The sequence below is a fragment of the Arthrobacter sp. WCS2018Hpa-7 genome (assembly GCF_031843805.1).
GTDB lineage: Bacteria > Actinomycetota > Actinomycetes > Actinomycetales > Micrococcaceae > Arthrobacter.
On record NZ_JAVTJB010000008.1, the window covers coordinates 93,255 to 110,529 of the forward strand.

Here is a 17,275-nt window from a genome sequence, read left to right on the forward strand (position 1 = left end):
CATGACCGAAATCAACACGGCGCGCACCAGCCTCGAGGACGTCGAGGAAGCGCTCAAGGACGTCATTGACCCCGAACTCGGAGTCAACATTGTGGACTTGGGCCTTCTTTACGGACTGAAGTATTCCGACGACGACGGCGCTCTCCTGATCGACATGACACTGACCACTGCGGCTTGCCCGCTGACGGACGTGCTCGAAGAGCAGGTTGGCAAGTCCCTTGACGGCGTGGTTGATGATTGGCGCCTTAACTGGGTATGGATGCCGCCATGGGGTCCCGAGCGGATCACCGATGACGGCAAGGACCAGATGCGGGCCCTCGGCTTCAACATCTGATCAGCCATTTCTGCCCGCTTCCGGCGGGCATAGGGAAGGGTTCCGGGCCATTGGCCCGGAACCCTTCCTTTGTCGTTTGGCCGCTACCTTACGGCGTGGCTACCCCAAACGTGTCGCACTTGTTGATGTCGCCCGTGGTGTAGCCCTGATAGAACCATTTCTGCCGCTGCTCGCTGGAGCCGTGAGTCCATGACTCAGGAGAGACGCGGCCCGTAGCCGCCTCCTGGATGCGGTCATCGCCGACCGCGGAAGCAGCAGAGAGCGCATCCTGCAGATCCTGCTCGGTCAGGGGATCAAGGAAGGGTTTGCCGCTGGCATCCGTTTGCGTCGTTGCGTGCCTGACCCACAAACCCGCATAGCAGTCAGCCTGCAGTTCCACCCTGACGGCGCCCGACTGCGGACCTTGGGGATCCTGCTGTGCCTGGTCCAGGCTTCCGAGGACATTTTGGACATGGTGCCCGAACTCGTGGGCCACGACATACTCCTGTGCCAGCGGTCCTCCGGAGGAACCAAAGCGGGTCACCAGTTCGTCGAAAAAGCCAGGGTCGAAATATGCGGTGGTGTCTGCGGGGCAATAGAACGGACCCACGGCGCTGGTAGCTGCACCGCAGCCGGTGTTGGTGGCCTCACTGAAGATGACGGTCTTGGGCCGTGGGTACTGGACGTTGTAGTCGGCAAGGTAGCCAGGCCAGAAAGCGTTCAGGCTGTTCACCGTTCCGGTGATCCGGCAGTCCAACCGTTTGTCCGCGTCAGCGCCTGTCTGGCATTCCTGGACACCTCCGGCGCCGCCACTTTCGACGGCGGGCGGCTGGGTTCCGCTGCCTGTCAGGTCACCCAGGATGTTGGGGTTTATGCCGAAGAGAGCCAGCAGCAGCACCACAATCCCGCCGCCAATGCCACCGCCGATCTTGGTCCCGCGGCCCATTCCACTGCCACGTCGGTCCTCCACTTGGGAGGGGTCAAGCTGTGCGCCGTCATTGAAACTCATACAGTCAGAATAGACGTCACTATTGGTGCCCGGGGCCTGACACTGCCGTAAAATTGTGTGGATGCCTTTCCTGGACAAACTTCAGCTCTGGGCCGATGAGCGCCCCCACGACACCGCGGTCGTCGTGGGCAGCAGCCGGCTCACCTGGGCGGGACTCCGCGACGCCGCAGCAGCGCTGCTGGGCGATGCGACCACTACTGCTGTTCTCGCCGAGCCCAACTCCGTTCGCTTTGTGGAGCGCTACACGGCAGCGGTGGCGGGGGAGCGGCGCTGCGCCGTGCTCGACCCCGAATGGCCGCTTCCGATGATCGAAGAAGTCACGTCGCGCATCGCCGGGACCACCAAACCCGTCGAGACCGGCTTATCGGACGGGGACCCGTCCAGTACCTTCCTCATCGGCCTTACTTCGGGAACTACCTCCGTCCCCAAAGCCTTCACCAGGTCCCGCCGCTCCTGGCAAATGTCCTTCGAGGCATCCATCGAGTTCTTCGGCCTCGCACAGGACGACCGCACACTTGCGCCCGGCCCTCTGTCAGCCAGCCTGAATCTGTACGCGCTCTCGGAGTGCCTGTACGCGGGTGCCGCGTTTCACACTCTCGAATCCTTCGACGTGGGGGACGCCCACTCAGCCATCAGTCACGACGGCATCACGCGATTGGTCCTCGCGCCCACTGCGCTGCGGTTGCTCAGCGAACGGGGATTGGCAGGAGACGTTGACGCTTCAGGAATCCGCAGCATCATCTGTGCCGGTTCCAAGTTGGACGCCCGAACCTTGGAGGCGGCCCGGCGGTGGGCGCCCCGAGCGGCCATCTACGAGTATTACGGCGCTTCCGAACTGAGCTTTGTTTCCGGCACCCGCCTGGCTGCGGGAGAACCGATGGACGCCGGTGGTACCGGCATTGGCTCGCCTTTCCCGGGTGTCGAACTGAACATCCTCGACGACGCCGGGAAGCCACTGCCGGACGGCGGGCACGGCAATATCAGCGTTCGCAGCGGAATGGTCAGCAACGGCTACCTGTGGGGAGACGATGGACAGGCCCTGAGATGCCTCGACGGCTGGTACACCGTAGGGGATCAGGGTTTCCTCGAGAAGGGCACCCTGCACATCCTTGGCCGGCGCTCGGACATGATCATCACTTCGGGAAAGAACGTCTACCCGCATGAGGTGGAGCTCGCCGTCGCCTCGGTGCCCGGCGTGGATGGCGCTGTTGCGGCCGGAGCGCCGGACGATATCCGTGGCCAAAAGGTGATCGCCGGCGTCGTGCCTGCCTGCGGTGCGGTCACAGCCACCCAACTCCGCACCGGACTGGATGGTCTGCTGGCACGGGACAAGTGGCCGCTTCAGTACTACTTGTTGGCGGAGTTGCCCCTGACCGACCGGGGCAAAGTCAGCAGAAAAGTGCTCCTGGACTGGATCAAAAACCATGACCCGCGGGCGCAGCTTCTTGGATAGCGGCGACGACTCCGCCAGAGAACCCGACGAGTCCCGGCAACCCGTCATTATCGCCGCGCTTCGATCTCCGATTTGCCGGGCCAACGGCCAGCTCAAGCATCTCCGCGCCCCGGACCTCCTGGCACCCGTGCTGACTTCCCTCGTGGAAACAGCAGGCGTGGACCCGGCGGACGTGGACGACGTCATCGTGGGCAACGCCGTGGGCGGCGGTGGGAACGTGGCCCGGTTCGCAGCCCTCCAGGCCGGCCTGCCCATCAGCGTGCCCGGGATCACCGTTGACCGGCAATGCGGCTCAGGCCTGGATGCCATTGCGCTGGCGTCCCGCCTGGTGGCGGCCGGCGGTGATCCGCTGTTCCTGGCGGGCGGCGTTGAAAGCATCAGTACCGCCCCGGCAAGGGCCAACAGGAACGACGACGGCGAACTCGACTTCTACTCCCGGGCCAGCTTTGTGCCGCCGGAGTTTGGCGACCCTGACATGGGTGTTGCCGCCGAGAACGTTGCCCGCGAATTCGGCGTGGCACGTCTGAGTCAGGACGAGTATGCGCTCCGGAGCCATCGCCGTGCCGTTGAAGCGGCCAGGACAGGCTCTTTCTCGGCGGAAATCGTTCCCCTGAAGTGGGACGAAAAAACGGTGGATGCCGACGACGGCCCCCGGGCGACCTTGCGGGCACCGTTGATGGCCAGATTCCCTGCAGCATTCGTGTCCGGCGGAACGGTCACGGCAGCGAACTCCTGCTTCGACGCGGACGCAGCATCCGCCGTCGTCATCACGTCACTGAAGCGTGCCCGCACCATGGGGGCCACCGACGGATTGTTGGTGCTGGGGTGCGATACCACCGGCATTGATCCGGAACTCCTGGGTATCGGAGGAGCCTACGCGGCCAAACAGCTCCTGGATCGCCACGGAGTGGCCGCAGATGAAATTGATCTGGTGGAGTTCAACGAGGCGTTCGCTTCCCAAACCATCGCATGCCTGGAGTATTTGGGCGTAGATCCTCAGAAGGCAAACCTTGATGGCGGAGCACTTGCTTTAGGCCATGGCTACGGAGCCTCGGGAGCGGTCCTGGTGACGCGGCTGATGGCCCAAGCACGCCGCAGTTGCTCACAGCAGGGCGAGTTCCCGCTGGCGTTGGCAATGATCAGTATTGCAGGGGGCATGGGAACCGCCGCTCTCCTGCAGTACGCCAGGCTCTAGGCCTCCTTCGGGTTTAGTCGCGCTCCGGTTCGCCCAGCCCGCGGGCTGCCAAAGCGTCACCGGTTTGGCGCGCGTACGCAACAGTGGTGATGAAGACGGGCAGAACCAGTGCACGAGGATTGCGTTCAAGCCCCCGCGCCCGCGCTGAGTCCCGCACGTCAGAGAAGGCACCGGCAATAAAGGGAATGCTCCTGAGCATCACCGCGATGGTCAACGCAAAACGTTCAGGGTCGGCACCGAAACGCCGGAACGGTTTAGCCAGTGCCACCACACCGTCCAGCAGTTCCTGCACGGGGGTAGTTGCGGTCAGGACAGAAGCTGCCACCACACACACGAGCACGTTCAACACGATGCGCGCCGCGGTGGGCCCGCCGAGTTGCCACCACTGGAAGAGCCCAATGACCAGCAGGATGGGAGCCACCAACCAGATGGCCCGCAGAAGGCGGCGGAAGCCGGCTCCTGTCAGCATGAACAGCCCACACATGACGGCGAAGATTGCCAGCGAAACGGCCCAGTCGACAATGAGGAACGACGCCGCTCCACAAGCCGCCACCACCAGGAATTTCAGCCACAGGGGAGTTCGGTGGATGATCGAGTTGCCGCGAACGTAGTTGGCGATCAGGAATCCATGGCCTCTCACCTGGACACATCACCCAAGCGGGCGCCGGGCAGGGGAGCCGCACATAGCTCACGATAGCGGGCGACGCCTTCGGCAGCACCACCGTCGAACACAATGCGTCCGGACTCCACCACCAACACCCGGTCCATGTCCAGCGCCAGGTCGAGATCATGCGTTGACATGATCACTTGTTGATCCAGGCCGGCCACCGTATGCCGCAAGAGTTCTCGGTTCCGGAGGTCCAGGAGGGTGGACGGTTCGTCGAGCACCAGCACCGTGGGATCGACGGCCAGGACTGCGGCAAGGGCCAGCAACTGCCGTTCACCACCGGACAGTTCGTAAATGCTCTGATCGGCCAAGTGCAGCAGCCCAAAACGATCCAGGACTGTTTCTGCCCGGGCCGCCCGCTCTTTGGAGTTCTTGATGGAACGGCGTAAAGAAAGCTCCACGTCTTCGCGCCCTGTGGGCATCACCAGTTGGGACAAAGGATCGGTAAAAACAAAACCGACGTTGGCCCGGACACGGCGCACGGCGGCAACAGTGTCATCGCCGTTAACCTCCACGCTGCCTTCGGACGGTTCAACCAAGCCATTCATGAGCCGTAGCAGGGTGGACTTCCCGGATCCGTTGGCACCGATCACTCCGATCCGGCGTTCGGTCAGTTCAAGGGAAAAATCGTGCAGCAGGGTCTTGGGCGTGTCGCTGCCATCGACGGCGACACGCACCGAAACCCTGCTGAAACTGATGGAATTCATGGAGTGATTGTTCCCGCTTTACTTGACCCGGCGTACCAGGACATCCGGGAAGGCCTTGTGGATTGCCATGGCGATGATGACGGCCAGGACGTTCTTAATGATATCTCCGGGGACAAAGGGAAGGTCGGCGAGGAAGGCTTTGGCGAAGTCCAACCTGGCGTTGACCATCATGCCCACCACGCCCAGCCCATGGATGATGACGATGCTGCTCACCATGGTGGCGGCAAACAACCAGAGGGCCCGGAACTTGACTGTCCGGCGGATGACGATGGCCGCGAGGTAGCCGGTGGCTGCTGCAGCCAAAGGGAACGCAACGATGTAGCCTGCGGAGGGAGTCGCCAGGATACCCAATCCGCTGCGGCCGCCGCTGAAGATCGGCAGCCCCGCCAAACCCAGCAGCACATAAAGCCCGACGGCGGCAAAGCCGCGCCCGGCGCCCAGCACCAATCCGCTGAGCATCACTGTCAGGGTCACCAGAGTGATGGGCACGCCAAGGGCGCCTACCGGGATGCCGGGAACGATCGCGGAGACTGCCACGAGGGCCGCGAAAACCGCAATGAGCCCGAGGTCGGTGGCCGTCCACCGTTTACGGGACGTTGGCTTGTGCTGCACAGCGGCAGAGTTGGTCTGGCTCATGACGGGTCCAATCAGGTGTGGTGCGATGCGATGAATGTGGAGCTTTCTTCCCCTGTTCCTGAGAATACGGATGCAGCGGACGTGGAATTTTGGAGCCTTCCCACAAAGCCGGCCCGGAATTGTTTGGCCGTTGGCACAGTTTCCCCCGTCGGGGCCCGATGTCACCCCGCGGCCAGGGTACCGGTAGACTTGAACAGGCTGTTCTCACAGCCGCATCCCGCCGCACTTATCGGACCCACCGGTCCCCGCGAGCGTTCCCCATTGAAAGGCATCACCCGAATTGATTACCGTCCAGGACCTCGAACTCCGCGCCGGCGCACGCCTGCTCATGGACCAGGTCAACTTCAGGGTGGACAAAGGGGACAAGATTGGACTCGTCGGACGTAACGGTGCCGGCAAGACCACCCTCACCCGGGTCCTCGCCGGCGAAGGCCTTCCCGCAGGCGGCAAGGTCACCCGCACCGGTGAAATCGGCTACCTTCCGCAGGACCCGCGGACCCCGGACATGGAGCAGCTCGCCCGCGACCGCATCCTCTCCGCGCGTGGCCTGGACGTCGTGGTAGGCAAGCTCAAAAAAGCCCACGATGACATGGCCAGCGACGACGCATCCGTCCAGCGCAAAGCCATGAACCGCTACGACCGACTGGAAGCTGAATTCCTGGCCGGTGGCGGCTATGCGGCCGAAGCTGAAGCCGCCGCGATCTCCTCCAACCTCGCACTGCCGGACCGACTCCTCAACCAGCCGCTGAAGACTCTTTCCGGTGGCCAGCGCCGCCGCGTGGAATTGGCGCGCATCCTGTACTCCGACGCCGAGACCTTGCTCCTCGACGAACCGACCAACCACCTCGATGCCGACTCCATCACGTGGCTGCGCGACTTCCTGAAGAACCACCAGGGTGGCCTGATCGTGATCAGCCACGACACCGAACTGCTGGAAGCAACGGTCAACAAGGTGTATCTGCTGGATGCCAACCGCGCCCAGATCGATTACTACAACATGGACTGGAAGCGCTACCAGCTCCAGCGCGAAACGGACGAGCGCGCAAGGAAGCGCGAACGTGCCAACGCTGAGAAGAAGGCCCAGGTCCTGATCGACCAGGCCAACAAAATGCGTGCCAAGGCCACCAAGGCTGTCGCTGCCCAAAACATGGCCAAGCGTGCTGAGCGGCTTTTGAGCGGGTTGGAGGCTGTACGCGAGAACGACCGCGTGGCCGCACTGCGCTTCCCGGATCCCTCTCCCTGCGGCAAGACTCCGCTCACCGCGGAAGGCCTCAGCAAGTCTTACGGTTCGCTGGAAATCTTCACGGACGTGGACCTCGCCATCGACCGCGGTTCCAAGGTAGTCATCCTTGGTCTCAACGGTGCCGGCAAGACTACCCTGCTGCGCATGCTGGCAGGCGTCGACAAACCGGATACGGGCGACATCATTCCCGGCCATGGCCTCAAAGTGGGCTACTACGCCCAGGAACATGAGACGCTCGACGTCGATCGCACCGTCCTGGAAAATATGCGCTCATCCGCGCCGGACATGAAGGATGCCGAAGTCCGCGGCATCCTTGGTTCGTTCCTTTTCTCCGGCGACGACGTCGATAAGCCCGCAGGCGTTCTCTCCGGTGGTGAGAAGACCCGCTTGGCCCTCGCCACCATCGTGGCTTCCAGCGCCAACGTTCTCCTCCTCGACGAGCCCACCAACAACCTGGACCCCGCCAGCCGCGCGGAGATCCTGGGCGCACTCAAGAACTACAGCGGCGCCGTCGTCATGGTCAGCCACGACGAAGGCGCTGTGTCCGCACTGAACCCGGAGCGTGTTGTGCTGCTTCCGGATGGCGTGGAGGACCACTGGAACGAGGACTACCTGGACCTGATTACGCTGGCATAGGCCTGCTTGGCGGTCCGCTGCGCGGCGCGTGTGGTTGGGTTCCGCTGCGCGGCGCGTGTGGTTGGGTTCCGCTGCGCGGCGCGCTTGATGTGCCGCGTGCTCGCTCGTTCCTCGCTTAGACGCACGCTACGCACATCAACCCCTCCACTCCGCTGGTGGCCAAGTCACCCCATGCGATTTATCGAACCTGCAGGGGTTCCGCGCTCGTGATTCGTGCCAGTTCTTCGTAGCCGATGGAGAACATGGAGTTGTGGTCTCCTGCTCCGGCCCAGAGGACAGCATGTTCGTGAAGTGAGGTGTCCAAGATGGTTCTTAGTTTCTTGGGATGGCCCACTGGCGCCACTCCGCCTACTTCCTGGCCGGTGTGCTCCAGCACGAATTCCGGCTTGGCACGGCGGATCTTTCCGGTCCCAAGCTGCTTAGCCACCAGTGCCGTATCAACTTTGGCTGCTCCACTGGCAAGGATGAGGAACGGTGCGCCGTCCAGCTCGAAGATCAGGCTGTTGGTGATTGCAGCGACGGCACATCCCAGCACGGCAGCAGCGGCGGCCGCCGTCGGGACCTTGTCCTCGAAGATCCGAACCGTGTCCTGGGCTCCGGCCGCTGCCAGGGCTGACTTTACGTTGAGTACGGGTTCCGGAATCACTCAGTAGCCTTGGGCATCCAGGATGGCGTCTTCCTCTTCTTCGGACGTAGCGCGCTTGCTCTTCCGGGGAGCCGGAGTACGCTTCTTCGGCGTGCCACCGGCGGCGATGATCTGCTCATCCTCTTCCTCTTCGGCGTCGATGGCCGCGTTGCGGGCCTGTTGCCGTGCTGCGTAGCCGAACCCGATGAACATCAGGACACCGAACGCAAACCACTGCAGGGAGTAGGAAAGGTGCGTCCCCTCTTCGGTTGCCGGTTTAGGGAAGGGCGTGGGCATCGGTTGAACTGCAGGGTCTTCACTGGCCAGCTGCCCGTAGGCCCCGGTGGCGATGGGGTAGGGGAGCTCGCCGGCGAAACTGGCCAGGTCTATCGAGGCCAGCTGCCCGTCCACCGCTCCACGGTCCAACTTGGGTTCAGCGGGTTTGAGGCGCGCCACCACGGTAACCTGGCCCGTTGGTGGGGCCGGTACAACATCGGGACGGCCGGGAGTGTTGTTGCCGATGGGCAGCCAACCACGGTCAATCACCACCGCTTCGCCGGTGGTGAGCCGGAAGGGAACCACGACGTCGTAACCTGGCTGGCCGTTGAGCGGGCGGTTTCGGACGACCCGCTGGCCGTCCGGGTCGTAGCTGCCGCGCAGCTGGACCTGGGTCCATTCCCGTTCAGGATCCAGGGTGTTGAACTGGTCCTTGATTTCCGCGTAAGGGATAGGCGTGGCCGAGTAGTTGCTCACCACGCGATTGATTTCCGCCAAAGTCTCAGCGCGGCGGTCCATCTGCCAGCGGCCCAGGAAAACACATGCGGTGGCAAAAATGACAGCCAGGACAAAGTACCCCAGCCACTTGCTGGAGAAGAGGAAGCGGTACATTCAGCCGGCCTCGTTCGCTGCAGCTTCGCCCGCTGTGAAGGCGAGGGTTTCTTTCCACAGGCCCCGGGTGGTCAGGTATTCCTCCAACCACTCCCGGTGGTCTCCGCAGGAAAGCCATACCTTGCGCCGTTCCGGAGTGTGGATACGCGGGTTGTTCCATAGGAGTTGCCACTGGGCACCGGTCCGGCACCCCTTCCGGGAGCACACCGCCGGAGCCGTGGCGCGTTCGGAGTCCTGGCCGGCCGCATCCGCGCCGCCAAGGTTGAAGATGTTCATGAAGCCGCCCGTTCGTCGCCGGGGTATCCGGCCTCGCTTGCAGGTCCCGTTGTAGGACCGCCTGGATTGCTGGTTGGTTCGTCGTCCACCAGCTCGCCTTGGAGCACCGTGGGTCCATCGGCAGGTGCTTCTTCCGGCTGGGAGGAGCGCTCGATTTCGGGGACAGCCACGTAGTCCAGCAATGACTCGCTGTGGTCCTCCGCCTTGTCATTCCCGTTGGCGATGACAACGGCGATCCAAGGGAGGAAAACTGCGCCGGCGATCGCAATGATCTTGAACCATCCATCAACCACGAAAATGAGGACGATACAGACCATTCGGATCCCCATGGCCACCGCGTACTTGATCATGCGCTCCCGCATGTCCTCGGAGTGAGCGGCGGCGGCGTCCGTGATGCTGTGGACCTCGGGGTCGCCGGAAAAAGCGTCCGGTTCCCCGGGCACTTGCTGCAGGGGACTGTTTTCTCGTGTCACAACTGAATCATCACGCTCCAAAGGCCTATCCCAATTCTCTCACCAAGGCCCTAACCGCCCAAACCGCGCAGGTTGGTGGTTACCCACGGGTTGGGATGGGCGGCAGATAAGATCGTCACAGGAAAATCCCCCTTCAATGCGGCACTTCGATGCCGCGGAACCTGGAGCCACAGCATGTCTGAAGCAGTCACAACCGGCCGCAGCGTCTTGATCACCGGCGGCAACCGCGGCATTGGCCTGGCCATTGCAGAATCGTTCCTTGCCAACGGCGACAAGGTGGCGGTGACCTACCGAAGTGAAACAAAGCTGCCCGAAGGCATCCTGGGCGTTAAGGCCGATGTCACGGATGAGGCCTCCGTTGACGCTGCTTTCAAGATTGTCGAAGAAGCCCATGGACCCGTTGAAGTCTTGGTTGCCAATGCCGGCATCACCAAGGACACGCTCCTGCTCCGCATGAGCGAAGACGACTTCACCTCGGTCCTTGATACCAACCTCACCGGCGCATTTCGTGTGATAAAGCGGGCGTCCAAAGGAATGATCCGGCTCCGTAAGGGCCGCGTGGTCCTCATTTCATCCGTCTCCGGCCTCTACGGCGCACCCGGCCAGATCAACTATTCCGCTTCCAAGGCCGGCATGGTCGGCATCGCACGGTCCCTGACCCGTGAGCTCGGCAGCCGGGGCATCACGGCCAACGTGGTGGCGCCCGGCTTCATCAACACTGACATGACGGCCGAATTGCCCGAAGACACCCAGAAGGCCTACCTGGCCAACGTTCCTGCAGGTCGTTTTGCCGAGGCCTCCGAGGTAGCTGACGTGGTGCGCTGGGTTGCCAGCGACGAAGCCGCCTACATCTCAGGGGCTGTGATCCCGGTAGATGGTGGCCTGGGTATGGGCCACTAGCCTGAAGAGCGGTTTTTTGTCCGGGGCCCACAAGCGATTTCGTCCTTGCCGCTGGCATGATGGAAGGCGAGGCCCACGGAATTTGGATGAAGTGAACAAAAGGAGCATGAATGGGAACGCTGGATAACAAGACCGCCATCGTCACGGGATCTTCCCGTGGAATTGGCGCCGAAGTTGCCAAGATCCTCGCAGGCGAGGGTGCCGCCGTCGTCGTCAACTACCGGCAAAAGGCGCCCCGCGCCAATAAGGTAGTGGCCGGCATCCAGGAAGCAGGTGGCCGTGCGGCTGCCGTGGGCGCAGACCTCACCACCGATGAAGGCGTTCACGCCCTCGCCAGCAAAGCCATGGAGGAGTTCGGATCCCTTGACGTCTTGGTGCTGAACGCTTCAGGCGGCATGGAATCGGGCATGGAAGAGGGATACGCCCTCAAGCTCAACCGCGATGCCCAGGTCAACATGCTCAACGCGGCCGTTCCGCTCATGCCTGAGGGTTCGCGCGTCGTTTTCGTGACCAGCCACCAGGCGCATTTCGTGGAGACTGTTCCCACAATGCCGGAGTACGAGCCCGTCGCGAAGAGCAAGCGCGCCGGGGAGGACGCCCTGCGTGAACTGATTCCCCACCTCGCGGAGAAGGGAATCTCGCTGGTGGTGGTCTCCGGTGACATGATCGAGGGCACAGTGACCGCCACCCTGCTGGATCGGTCCAACCCGGGAGCCATCGAAGCGCGCCGTGCCGAGGCAGGCAAGCTTTACTCCGTGGAGGAGTTCGCTGCCGAGGTTGCCAAGATGGCCACTGCGGACGTCGAATCCGGACACACGGAATATGTTGGCGGTGCCGACTACTTCGGCAAGACCGCCGAGTGATCAGTACCCCATAGCTGTGGCCCGGAACGTTGTTTCCGGGCCACAGTTGTTTAAGCCCCAGCCGTATAAGGCCACAGTGCCGGATTAAACTCCCACGCGTTGAGTACCAGTTTGATAAATAATGCAGATTCTTGCGTCACGAAATGGCAATGATTGTTTTGCAAAATTGGCTTTGCATTATGTGAATCCTTCTGGTTGACTCTCCAAGGCAGCCTCGCACGTAGTTGTCAGCACGTTGCATAAACCACAATGGGCGGGTTTATGCATGCCTTAGGAGCTTCTTTGGACCTGTTATTACATGCTGATGATATTCACGCATCATACGATCAACGGCGCATCCTCAAGGGTGTTGGGCTTTCGTTGCATCGCGGCGAAATCCTGGGATTGATTGGAACCAACGGCGCCGGCAAGACCACCCTGATGGGCGTCCTGGCCGGATCCCTCAAGCACGACCATGGGCGAATCACCCTGGCCGGTGAAAAATACATGCCGGATTCCATCGCAGAAGCACAGGCCTGCGGAGTGGGACTGATTCCCCAGAACTTCCACATAGACCCGGCGCTGACCATCACCGAGGCCATCTTTCGCGGGACCTTCCAGTCGGGCCGGACACACGGGGAACTCCGAGATCAAGCGGGCAAGCTGATCCGGGACATCGGCATCAGCATGGACCCTGACGCGAAGGTCGGAACGCTGATTCGAGCCGAACAGGCCCTGGTGGAGGTCCTCCGAATGGTGGCTGAGGAAGCCCAACTGGTGATCATGGACGAAGTGGCCGCGTCACTTCCGGACCACGATGTCGCGGTTTTGCATCAGGTGCTGAGAATGCTGACACGGCAGGGCCGGGCCATCATTTACATTACCCATCGCCTTGATGAGGTCCGTTCCATAGCCCACCGCATCGCCGTCATGCGGGACGGCAAGGTGCACAAGATCGTGGAGGCCAGCCAAACCGACGTCGATGAACTTGCCTTCCTCCTGCTGCAGCAGGAACTGGAGCCGACTTCCCGGCCCTCCGGCCCGGCGCCCGGGGGAGAGGCCCTGCGGATCTCCAACCTCAGCGTGGAGGAAAAGGTCCGTGACGTGAGCTTTAGCGTGGCCAAAGGCGAAATCTTCGGCCTGGTCGGAACCCATAGATCCGGCGTCTATCAACTCATAGCAGCACTGGCGGGCATCCATCCCTCCACCTCTGGAACGATCTCCCTGAACGGTAGCCACGTCCAGATCCGCGGGCCCCAGGATGCGCAGCGGTTGAAGATCGGCTACTCGCCGGATGCCGATACCTTAGTGCCCGGGACCAGCATTGCGGAGGGGCTTCACCAAGGTGCCGGGGCGGGCGCTGAAAGCCTGCGGGATGAGATCACCCACCTCAGGGGTGTGGCTGATGTAGTGCACCGTATGCGCATCAATACCACCAACATCCAAGGCGACCTCTCCACGCTTTCCGGAGGCGACCGCCAGAAGGTGGAACTGGCCCGATGGATCTCCACCGACTGTGACGTCCTGATCCTGAGTCACCCCAGCCGCGGGATTGACATTGGGGCAAAAGAAATCGTCTACAAGATGCTGACGCAGCTCAGCAAAACCGGTGTGGCCATCATTCTCCTGTCCTCAGACCTCTCCGAGATGGTCAACTGGTGCCACCGGATTGGCGTCATGAGGGACGGGGAACTTGTCACCATCGATGCCAATGCCAACACCAATGAGGATGTCCTTGTGCACCACATGCTGGGGGTTAAGTTTGAAGCGGGCGGCAGCGAGGCCCGCCGCGTGAAGGTTTGATATATCCTGCTTGACCGACGAATGCTTGACCGACGAATGAGGGGCGGCTGCGATACTCGCGGCCGCCCCTCATTCGTTAACGCCCTGGGATCAGATGGCCACGGCCTTGGCGATGTTGTTGAGCTTGTGGCGTGCCAGCGCCAGGTTCGCATAGTTCCGGTCCAGCACCAGGTACACAAAGAGCCCCTTGGACCCCGCCGAATTCAGGACATTGATCAGGTGGTACTGCGTATCCAGGGTGATGAGGACGTCCTCAATGGTGCCGTCCAGTCCGAGGTCCGCCATGGTCCGGAGCTTGGAACTGACAACATTGGAGTTTCCAGCAGCGGCGACTCCGAGGTCGAAGCCTGGGTTGCCGCCCTGCGCCAGTGCCATTCCGCTGGTGTAGTCGACAATGGCCGCACCTGTGGCGCCTTCAATGGAGAGCAGTTGTTTCGTAGCTTCATCAAGTGAGCTCATGATCAGTTCTTCCTGTTCTGTGGTTTCATCACTGGCAGCCATGAAATAGACGGACGGAATTTCCGGGTGGGACGTCATGCCGGGTCCGGAGTCCCATTGGTTGGGAACCATTCCCGTTGCCACCGCGTCAGGGTGCCGTTCACGAATGATCTCGTGGAGAGGTGTTGGAAGGGGTTCAAATCCTTCGCTGCGTTTCCACCATTTCCACGTACGCTCCGAACGGTTCACTTACTGACCCTGCACTTCCGTCATTCAGACTGCCGCATGTTCCACGGATTTCTTCATCGAGTTTTTCACTCTACACATCAATTACCGGCAAACGGAATGAATGTACATTTGCCATGGAATCCACGGCAAAGAATGCGCAATTAATGACGATTCGATAAATTATTTGAATATCCGCGTCACGAAATCTACATTGTTGTTTCACGCCACAGGCCGAAGAACAGCGCAGAGTGAGTGCAGTACTTTTTGGGCGCGCAAAAGCTGCCCGCTGCTATGTGCGGGCCGCCGGGGGTCACGGCCGGCGGGGGGCAAAGCAGGAATCAGACGTTGGCGATATGCCGGACGGCGTCAAGGTAGGGCATGTTGATTGCAGCATCCGCCACCGCACGAACAGCCGGCTTGGCATTGAACGCAATACCAATTCCTGCCGCACTGAGCATGTCCAGGTCATTGGCACCGTCGCCTACGGCGATGGTGTGCTCAAGACTGATGCCCTCCGCCGCTGCCCACTCACGCAAGTACTTTTCTTTGGCCGCCCGGTCGATCACAGCGCCAAGCACCTTGCCCGTCAACACGCCGTCGACGATTTCGAGCTCATTGGCGATCCAATAGTCCAGTCCAAGGTCCGCGGCAATGGGACGAAGGATCTGGTTGAAGCCGCCTGACACCACCGCCACAACGTGGCCTTCTTCCTTGAAGGCGGACACGAGTTCTGCAGCACCAAGGCTGAGGCGCACCTCTTGCCGGACTGACTCGACGACCGCCACGGGCAACCCTGCGAGCACGGCAACCCGGGCATGGAGACTCTGGGCGAAGTCCAACTCACCGCGCATGGCGGCCTCGGTGACAGCGGCGACTTCCTCGCGCTTGCCTGCGTGGGCTGCCAGCAATTCAATGACTTCTTGCTGGATGAGCGTGGAATCGACATCCATGATGAGGAGCTTCCGGGGCGCCTGGCGCAGGCCTTCGGGAACAATGGCTGTATCAATACCCTCACTGGCTATCGCAGCAACGTGTCGCCGCACTGTTTCAAGATCCGCCAAGGTCTCCGCACCCGCGGCAAGACCGGCAGTCATGACACTGAAGCGGTGGTCGCCACCCTGTGATTCCGACGACACTTCGACGCCGGCGTCAGCAAGTACCTTCCGAAGCTTAACGAGGGATGAGGGGGACAAATTCACGCCATAGCTGACCGCAGCCAAGTTCGAAGTCATGGCCCCAATCCTACTGAGGGCAGCGTATCCACCCGAATTCGTTTCGGCTGGCAAACACCGCGAAGTGACCGGTTATCAGTCATATGCATTTTTGTCCTAGTGTCTACTGCTATGAGTGATGTTCTGGAATTGGCTTCCGTCAGCGTTGTCCGAGGCAAGAAAACCCTGCTGGACAAGGTTGACTGGCAGGTCAACGAAGGGGAACGCTGGGTCATCCTGGGACCGAACGGCGCCGGCAAGACCACCCTTCTCCAAATTGCTGCGGCCCGGCTCCACCCCAGCAGCGGAAAAGCCGGGATCCTGGACGAGGTCCTGGGCCGCGTTGACGTCTTCGAACTCCGCCCCCGGATCGGACTCTCTTCTGCTGCGCTTGCTACCCAGATTCCCGAGCACGAGAACGTCCTGAACGTGGTGGTCACCGCCGCCTACGGTGTCACCGGCCGGTGGCGTGAAGGCTACGAGCGCGACGACGAACGACGCGCCTTTGGGCTCCTGAACGACTGGGGGATGGGCCCGCTGCTCAACCGGACCTTTGCCACGTTGTCCGAAGGGGAGCGCAAGCGTGTTCAGATTGCCCGCGCCCTCATGACGGACCCCGAACTGTTGCTCCTGGATGAGCCGGCAGCGGGTCTGGACCTCGGCGGCCGGGAGGAACTGGTGCACAAACTCGGCGAGCTCGCCAGCGATGAAGCGGCACCCGCGATGGTCCTGGTCACCCACCACCTCGAAGAAGTTCCGCCTGGTTTCACCCATGCCATGCTGCTCCGCGAAGGTGGAGTGGTTGCTGCGGGCCCCATCAAGGAAGTGCTCACCGACGAGCACCTCAGCAGCACGTTCGGCCTGCCCTTGGACGTATCAGAAAACGCCGGGCGCTACACCGCTACTGCCCGTCGCTAAGCCGGAAGCATATAGTCAACAGTGGACATTCTTAGTAGCATCCTGGTCTTTTTCGCGGGCCTGTGGGCCGGCACCATCAACGCGGTGGTCGGTTCCGGCACTCTCGTAACCTTCCCCGTGCTCATCGCCATTGGCATCACTCCCGTAGTTGCGTCCATGAGCAATGCGATGGGCCTCGTGGCAGGTACAGCGGCGGGGGCGTGGGGTTACCGCCGCGAATTGGCGGGCAGGGGGCGGCAGTTGATGAAATTGCTGCCGGCCTCGCTGCTGGGCGGCATCACCGGCGCGTGGCTTCTGCTGCACCTGCCGGAGAAAGTGTTCCACTACGTTGCCCCAGTCCTGCTGGTGGTGGCACTGCTCATGGTGGTGTTCCAGCCCAAGCTGCAGGCGTGGGTGCGCAGCCGGGAAGAGAACCCCGAGCACGCCATCCGGGACCGCAGCCACGGCATCCTCCTGGTCGCGCTCGTCTACCTCGCAGGCGTTTACGGTGGCTATTTCGTAGCAGCCCAGGGGATCTTGTTGGTAGGCATCCTCGGTGTGTTCATGGCGGGAACCATGCAAAACGCCAATGCCATGAAGAACTTCCTGGTACTGGGCGTGAACATGGTGGCAGCCATCTCATACCTGATCTTTGCCTTCGACCGCATCAACTGGCTTGTGGTCCTGCTCATTGCTGTCAGCTCAACCATCGGCGGTCTTGTGGGCTCGAGGGTTGGCCGAAAGCTTTCGCCGCGAATCCTCAGGGCGGTCATTTTCACCCTGGGCATCGTGGCCCTTGGCTTCATGATCGCCAACCTGCTGAAATAATCTCCCG

The 17,275-nt window shown here is 61.8% G+C and carries 19 protein-coding genes; 9 read left to right on the forward strand and 10 right to left on the reverse strand.

Going from position 1 to position 17,275, the window contains the following annotated elements:
* Position 1 precedes the first annotated feature (1 nt).
* Positions 2–334 (forward strand): metal-sulfur cluster assembly factor, encoded by a 333-nt coding sequence (locus tag RQH14_RS11100; protein WP_089595078.1) that lies wholly within the window; start codon positions 2–4, stop codon positions 332–334.
* A gap of 88 nt (positions 335–422) precedes the next feature.
* Here the strand turns inward: RQH14_RS11100 and RQH14_RS11105 are convergent, their stop codons facing one another.
* A complete protein-coding gene (locus tag RQH14_RS11105; protein WP_311213306.1) occupies positions 423–1,322 on the reverse strand; it encodes a neutral zinc metallopeptidase in 900 nt (299 codons plus the stop codon).
* 61 nt (positions 1,323–1,383) lie between these two features.
* On the opposite strand from RQH14_RS11105, the gene RQH14_RS11110 reads away from it, so the two are divergent.
* Complete coding sequence (locus tag RQH14_RS11110) at positions 1,384–2,775, forward strand: AMP-binding protein (protein WP_311213307.1); 1,392 nt, start codon at positions 1,384–1,386, stop codon at positions 2,773–2,775.
* Positions 2,747–3,970, forward strand: a complete 1,224-nt coding sequence (locus RQH14_RS11115) for a thiolase family protein (protein WP_311213308.1) — start codon at positions 2,747–2,749, stop codon at positions 3,968–3,970. The genes RQH14_RS11110 and RQH14_RS11115 overlap by 29 nt, the downstream gene beginning before the upstream one ends.
* A 13-nt stretch (positions 3,971–3,983) precedes the next feature.
* On the opposite strand, the gene RQH14_RS11120 is transcribed toward RQH14_RS11115, so the two are convergent.
* From RQH14_RS11120 to RQH14_RS11130, 3 genes are read right to left on the reverse strand one after another with little or no spacing between them, the layout of a single operon-like run.
* Positions 3,984–4,610 (reverse strand): energy-coupling factor transporter transmembrane component T, encoded by a 627-nt coding sequence (locus tag RQH14_RS11120; protein WP_311213309.1) that lies wholly within the window; start codon positions 4,608–4,610, stop codon positions 3,984–3,986.
* Complete coding sequence (locus RQH14_RS11125) at positions 4,607–5,344, reverse strand: ABC transporter ATP-binding protein (protein ID WP_311213310.1); 738 nt, start codon at positions 5,342–5,344, stop codon at positions 4,607–4,609. Before RQH14_RS11125 ends, RQH14_RS11120 begins: the two co-directional genes overlap by 4 nt.
* Before the next feature lie 18 nt (positions 5,345–5,362).
* Positions 5,363–5,980, reverse strand: a complete 618-nt coding sequence (locus RQH14_RS11130; RefSeq protein ID WP_311213311.1) for a biotin transporter BioY — start codon at positions 5,978–5,980, stop codon at positions 5,363–5,365.
* 280 nt (positions 5,981–6,260) lie between these two features.
* Between RQH14_RS11130 and RQH14_RS11135 the strand changes: the two genes are divergently transcribed.
* Positions 6,261–7,859, forward strand: a complete 1,599-nt coding sequence (locus RQH14_RS11135) for an ABC-F family ATP-binding cassette domain-containing protein (protein WP_311213312.1) — start codon at positions 6,261–6,263, stop codon at positions 7,857–7,859.
* A 178-nt stretch (positions 7,860–8,037) separates the two neighbouring features.
* On the opposite strand, the gene RQH14_RS11140 is transcribed toward RQH14_RS11135, so the two are convergent.
* Genes RQH14_RS11140 through RQH14_RS11155 form a run of 4 tightly spaced genes read right to left on the reverse strand, consistent with a single transcriptional unit; the run spans position 8,038 to position 10,142 of the window.
* Positions 8,038–8,505, reverse strand: a complete 468-nt coding sequence (locus RQH14_RS11140) for a YbaK/EbsC family protein (protein WP_311213313.1) — start codon at positions 8,503–8,505, stop codon at positions 8,038–8,040.
* Complete coding sequence (locus RQH14_RS11145) at positions 8,506–9,372, reverse strand: SURF1 family protein (protein ID WP_311213314.1); 867 nt, start codon at positions 9,370–9,372, stop codon at positions 8,506–8,508.
* Positions 9,373–9,648 (reverse strand): hypothetical protein, encoded by a 276-nt coding sequence (locus RQH14_RS11150; RefSeq protein ID WP_311213315.1) that lies wholly within the window; start codon positions 9,646–9,648, stop codon positions 9,373–9,375.
* Entirely contained in the window at positions 9,645–10,142 is a 498-nt protein-coding gene (locus RQH14_RS11155) for a DUF3099 domain-containing protein (RefSeq protein ID WP_311213316.1), read from the reverse strand. The genes RQH14_RS11150 and RQH14_RS11155 overlap by 4 nt, the downstream gene beginning before the upstream one ends.
* A gap of 153 nt (positions 10,143–10,295) precedes the next feature.
* On the opposite strand from RQH14_RS11155, the gene RQH14_RS11160 reads away from it, so the two are divergent.
* The 3 genes from RQH14_RS11160 (at position 10,296) to RQH14_RS11170 (ending at position 13,666) form a co-directional block, all read left to right on the forward strand.
* Positions 10,296–11,021 (forward strand): beta-ketoacyl-ACP reductase, encoded by a 726-nt coding sequence (locus tag RQH14_RS11160; protein WP_311213317.1) that lies wholly within the window; start codon positions 10,296–10,298, stop codon positions 11,019–11,021.
* 110 nt (positions 11,022–11,131) lie between these two features.
* Positions 11,132–11,884, forward strand: a complete 753-nt coding sequence (locus tag RQH14_RS11165; RefSeq protein WP_311213318.1) for an SDR family oxidoreductase — start codon at positions 11,132–11,134, stop codon at positions 11,882–11,884.
* 282 nt (positions 11,885–12,166) lie between these two features.
* Entirely contained in the window at positions 12,167–13,666 is a 1,500-nt protein-coding gene (locus tag RQH14_RS11170; RefSeq protein WP_311213319.1) for a sugar ABC transporter ATP-binding protein, read from the forward strand.
* A gap of 90 nt (positions 13,667–13,756) precedes the next feature.
* Here the strand turns inward: RQH14_RS11170 and RQH14_RS11175 are convergent, their stop codons facing one another.
* Together RQH14_RS11175 and serB are read right to left on the reverse strand one after the other, a co-directional pair.
* Positions 13,757–14,353 (reverse strand): hypothetical protein, encoded by a 597-nt coding sequence (locus tag RQH14_RS11175; RefSeq protein WP_311213320.1) that lies wholly within the window; start codon positions 14,351–14,353, stop codon positions 13,757–13,759.
* A gap of 317 nt (positions 14,354–14,670) precedes the next feature.
* On the reverse strand, positions 14,671–15,564 hold the full coding sequence (serB, locus tag RQH14_RS11180; RefSeq protein ID WP_311213321.1) for a phosphoserine phosphatase SerB: 894 nt from the start codon (positions 15,562–15,564) through the stop codon (positions 14,671–14,673).
* Between the two features lie 111 nt (positions 15,565–15,675).
* Here serB and RQH14_RS11185 point away from each other — a divergent pair, with 111 nt between their 5' ends.
* Together RQH14_RS11185 and RQH14_RS11190 are read left to right on the forward strand one after the other, a co-directional pair.
* Positions 15,676–16,461, forward strand: coding sequence for an ABC transporter ATP-binding protein (locus RQH14_RS11185; RefSeq protein ID WP_311213322.1), 786 nt, complete (start codon positions 15,676–15,678; stop codon positions 16,459–16,461).
* Positions 16,462–16,482: 21 nt separating this feature from the next.
* Positions 16,483–17,268 (forward strand): sulfite exporter TauE/SafE family protein, encoded by a 786-nt coding sequence (locus RQH14_RS11190; protein ID WP_311213323.1) that lies wholly within the window; start codon positions 16,483–16,485, stop codon positions 17,266–17,268.
* Positions 17,269–17,275: the final 7 nt, after the last annotated feature.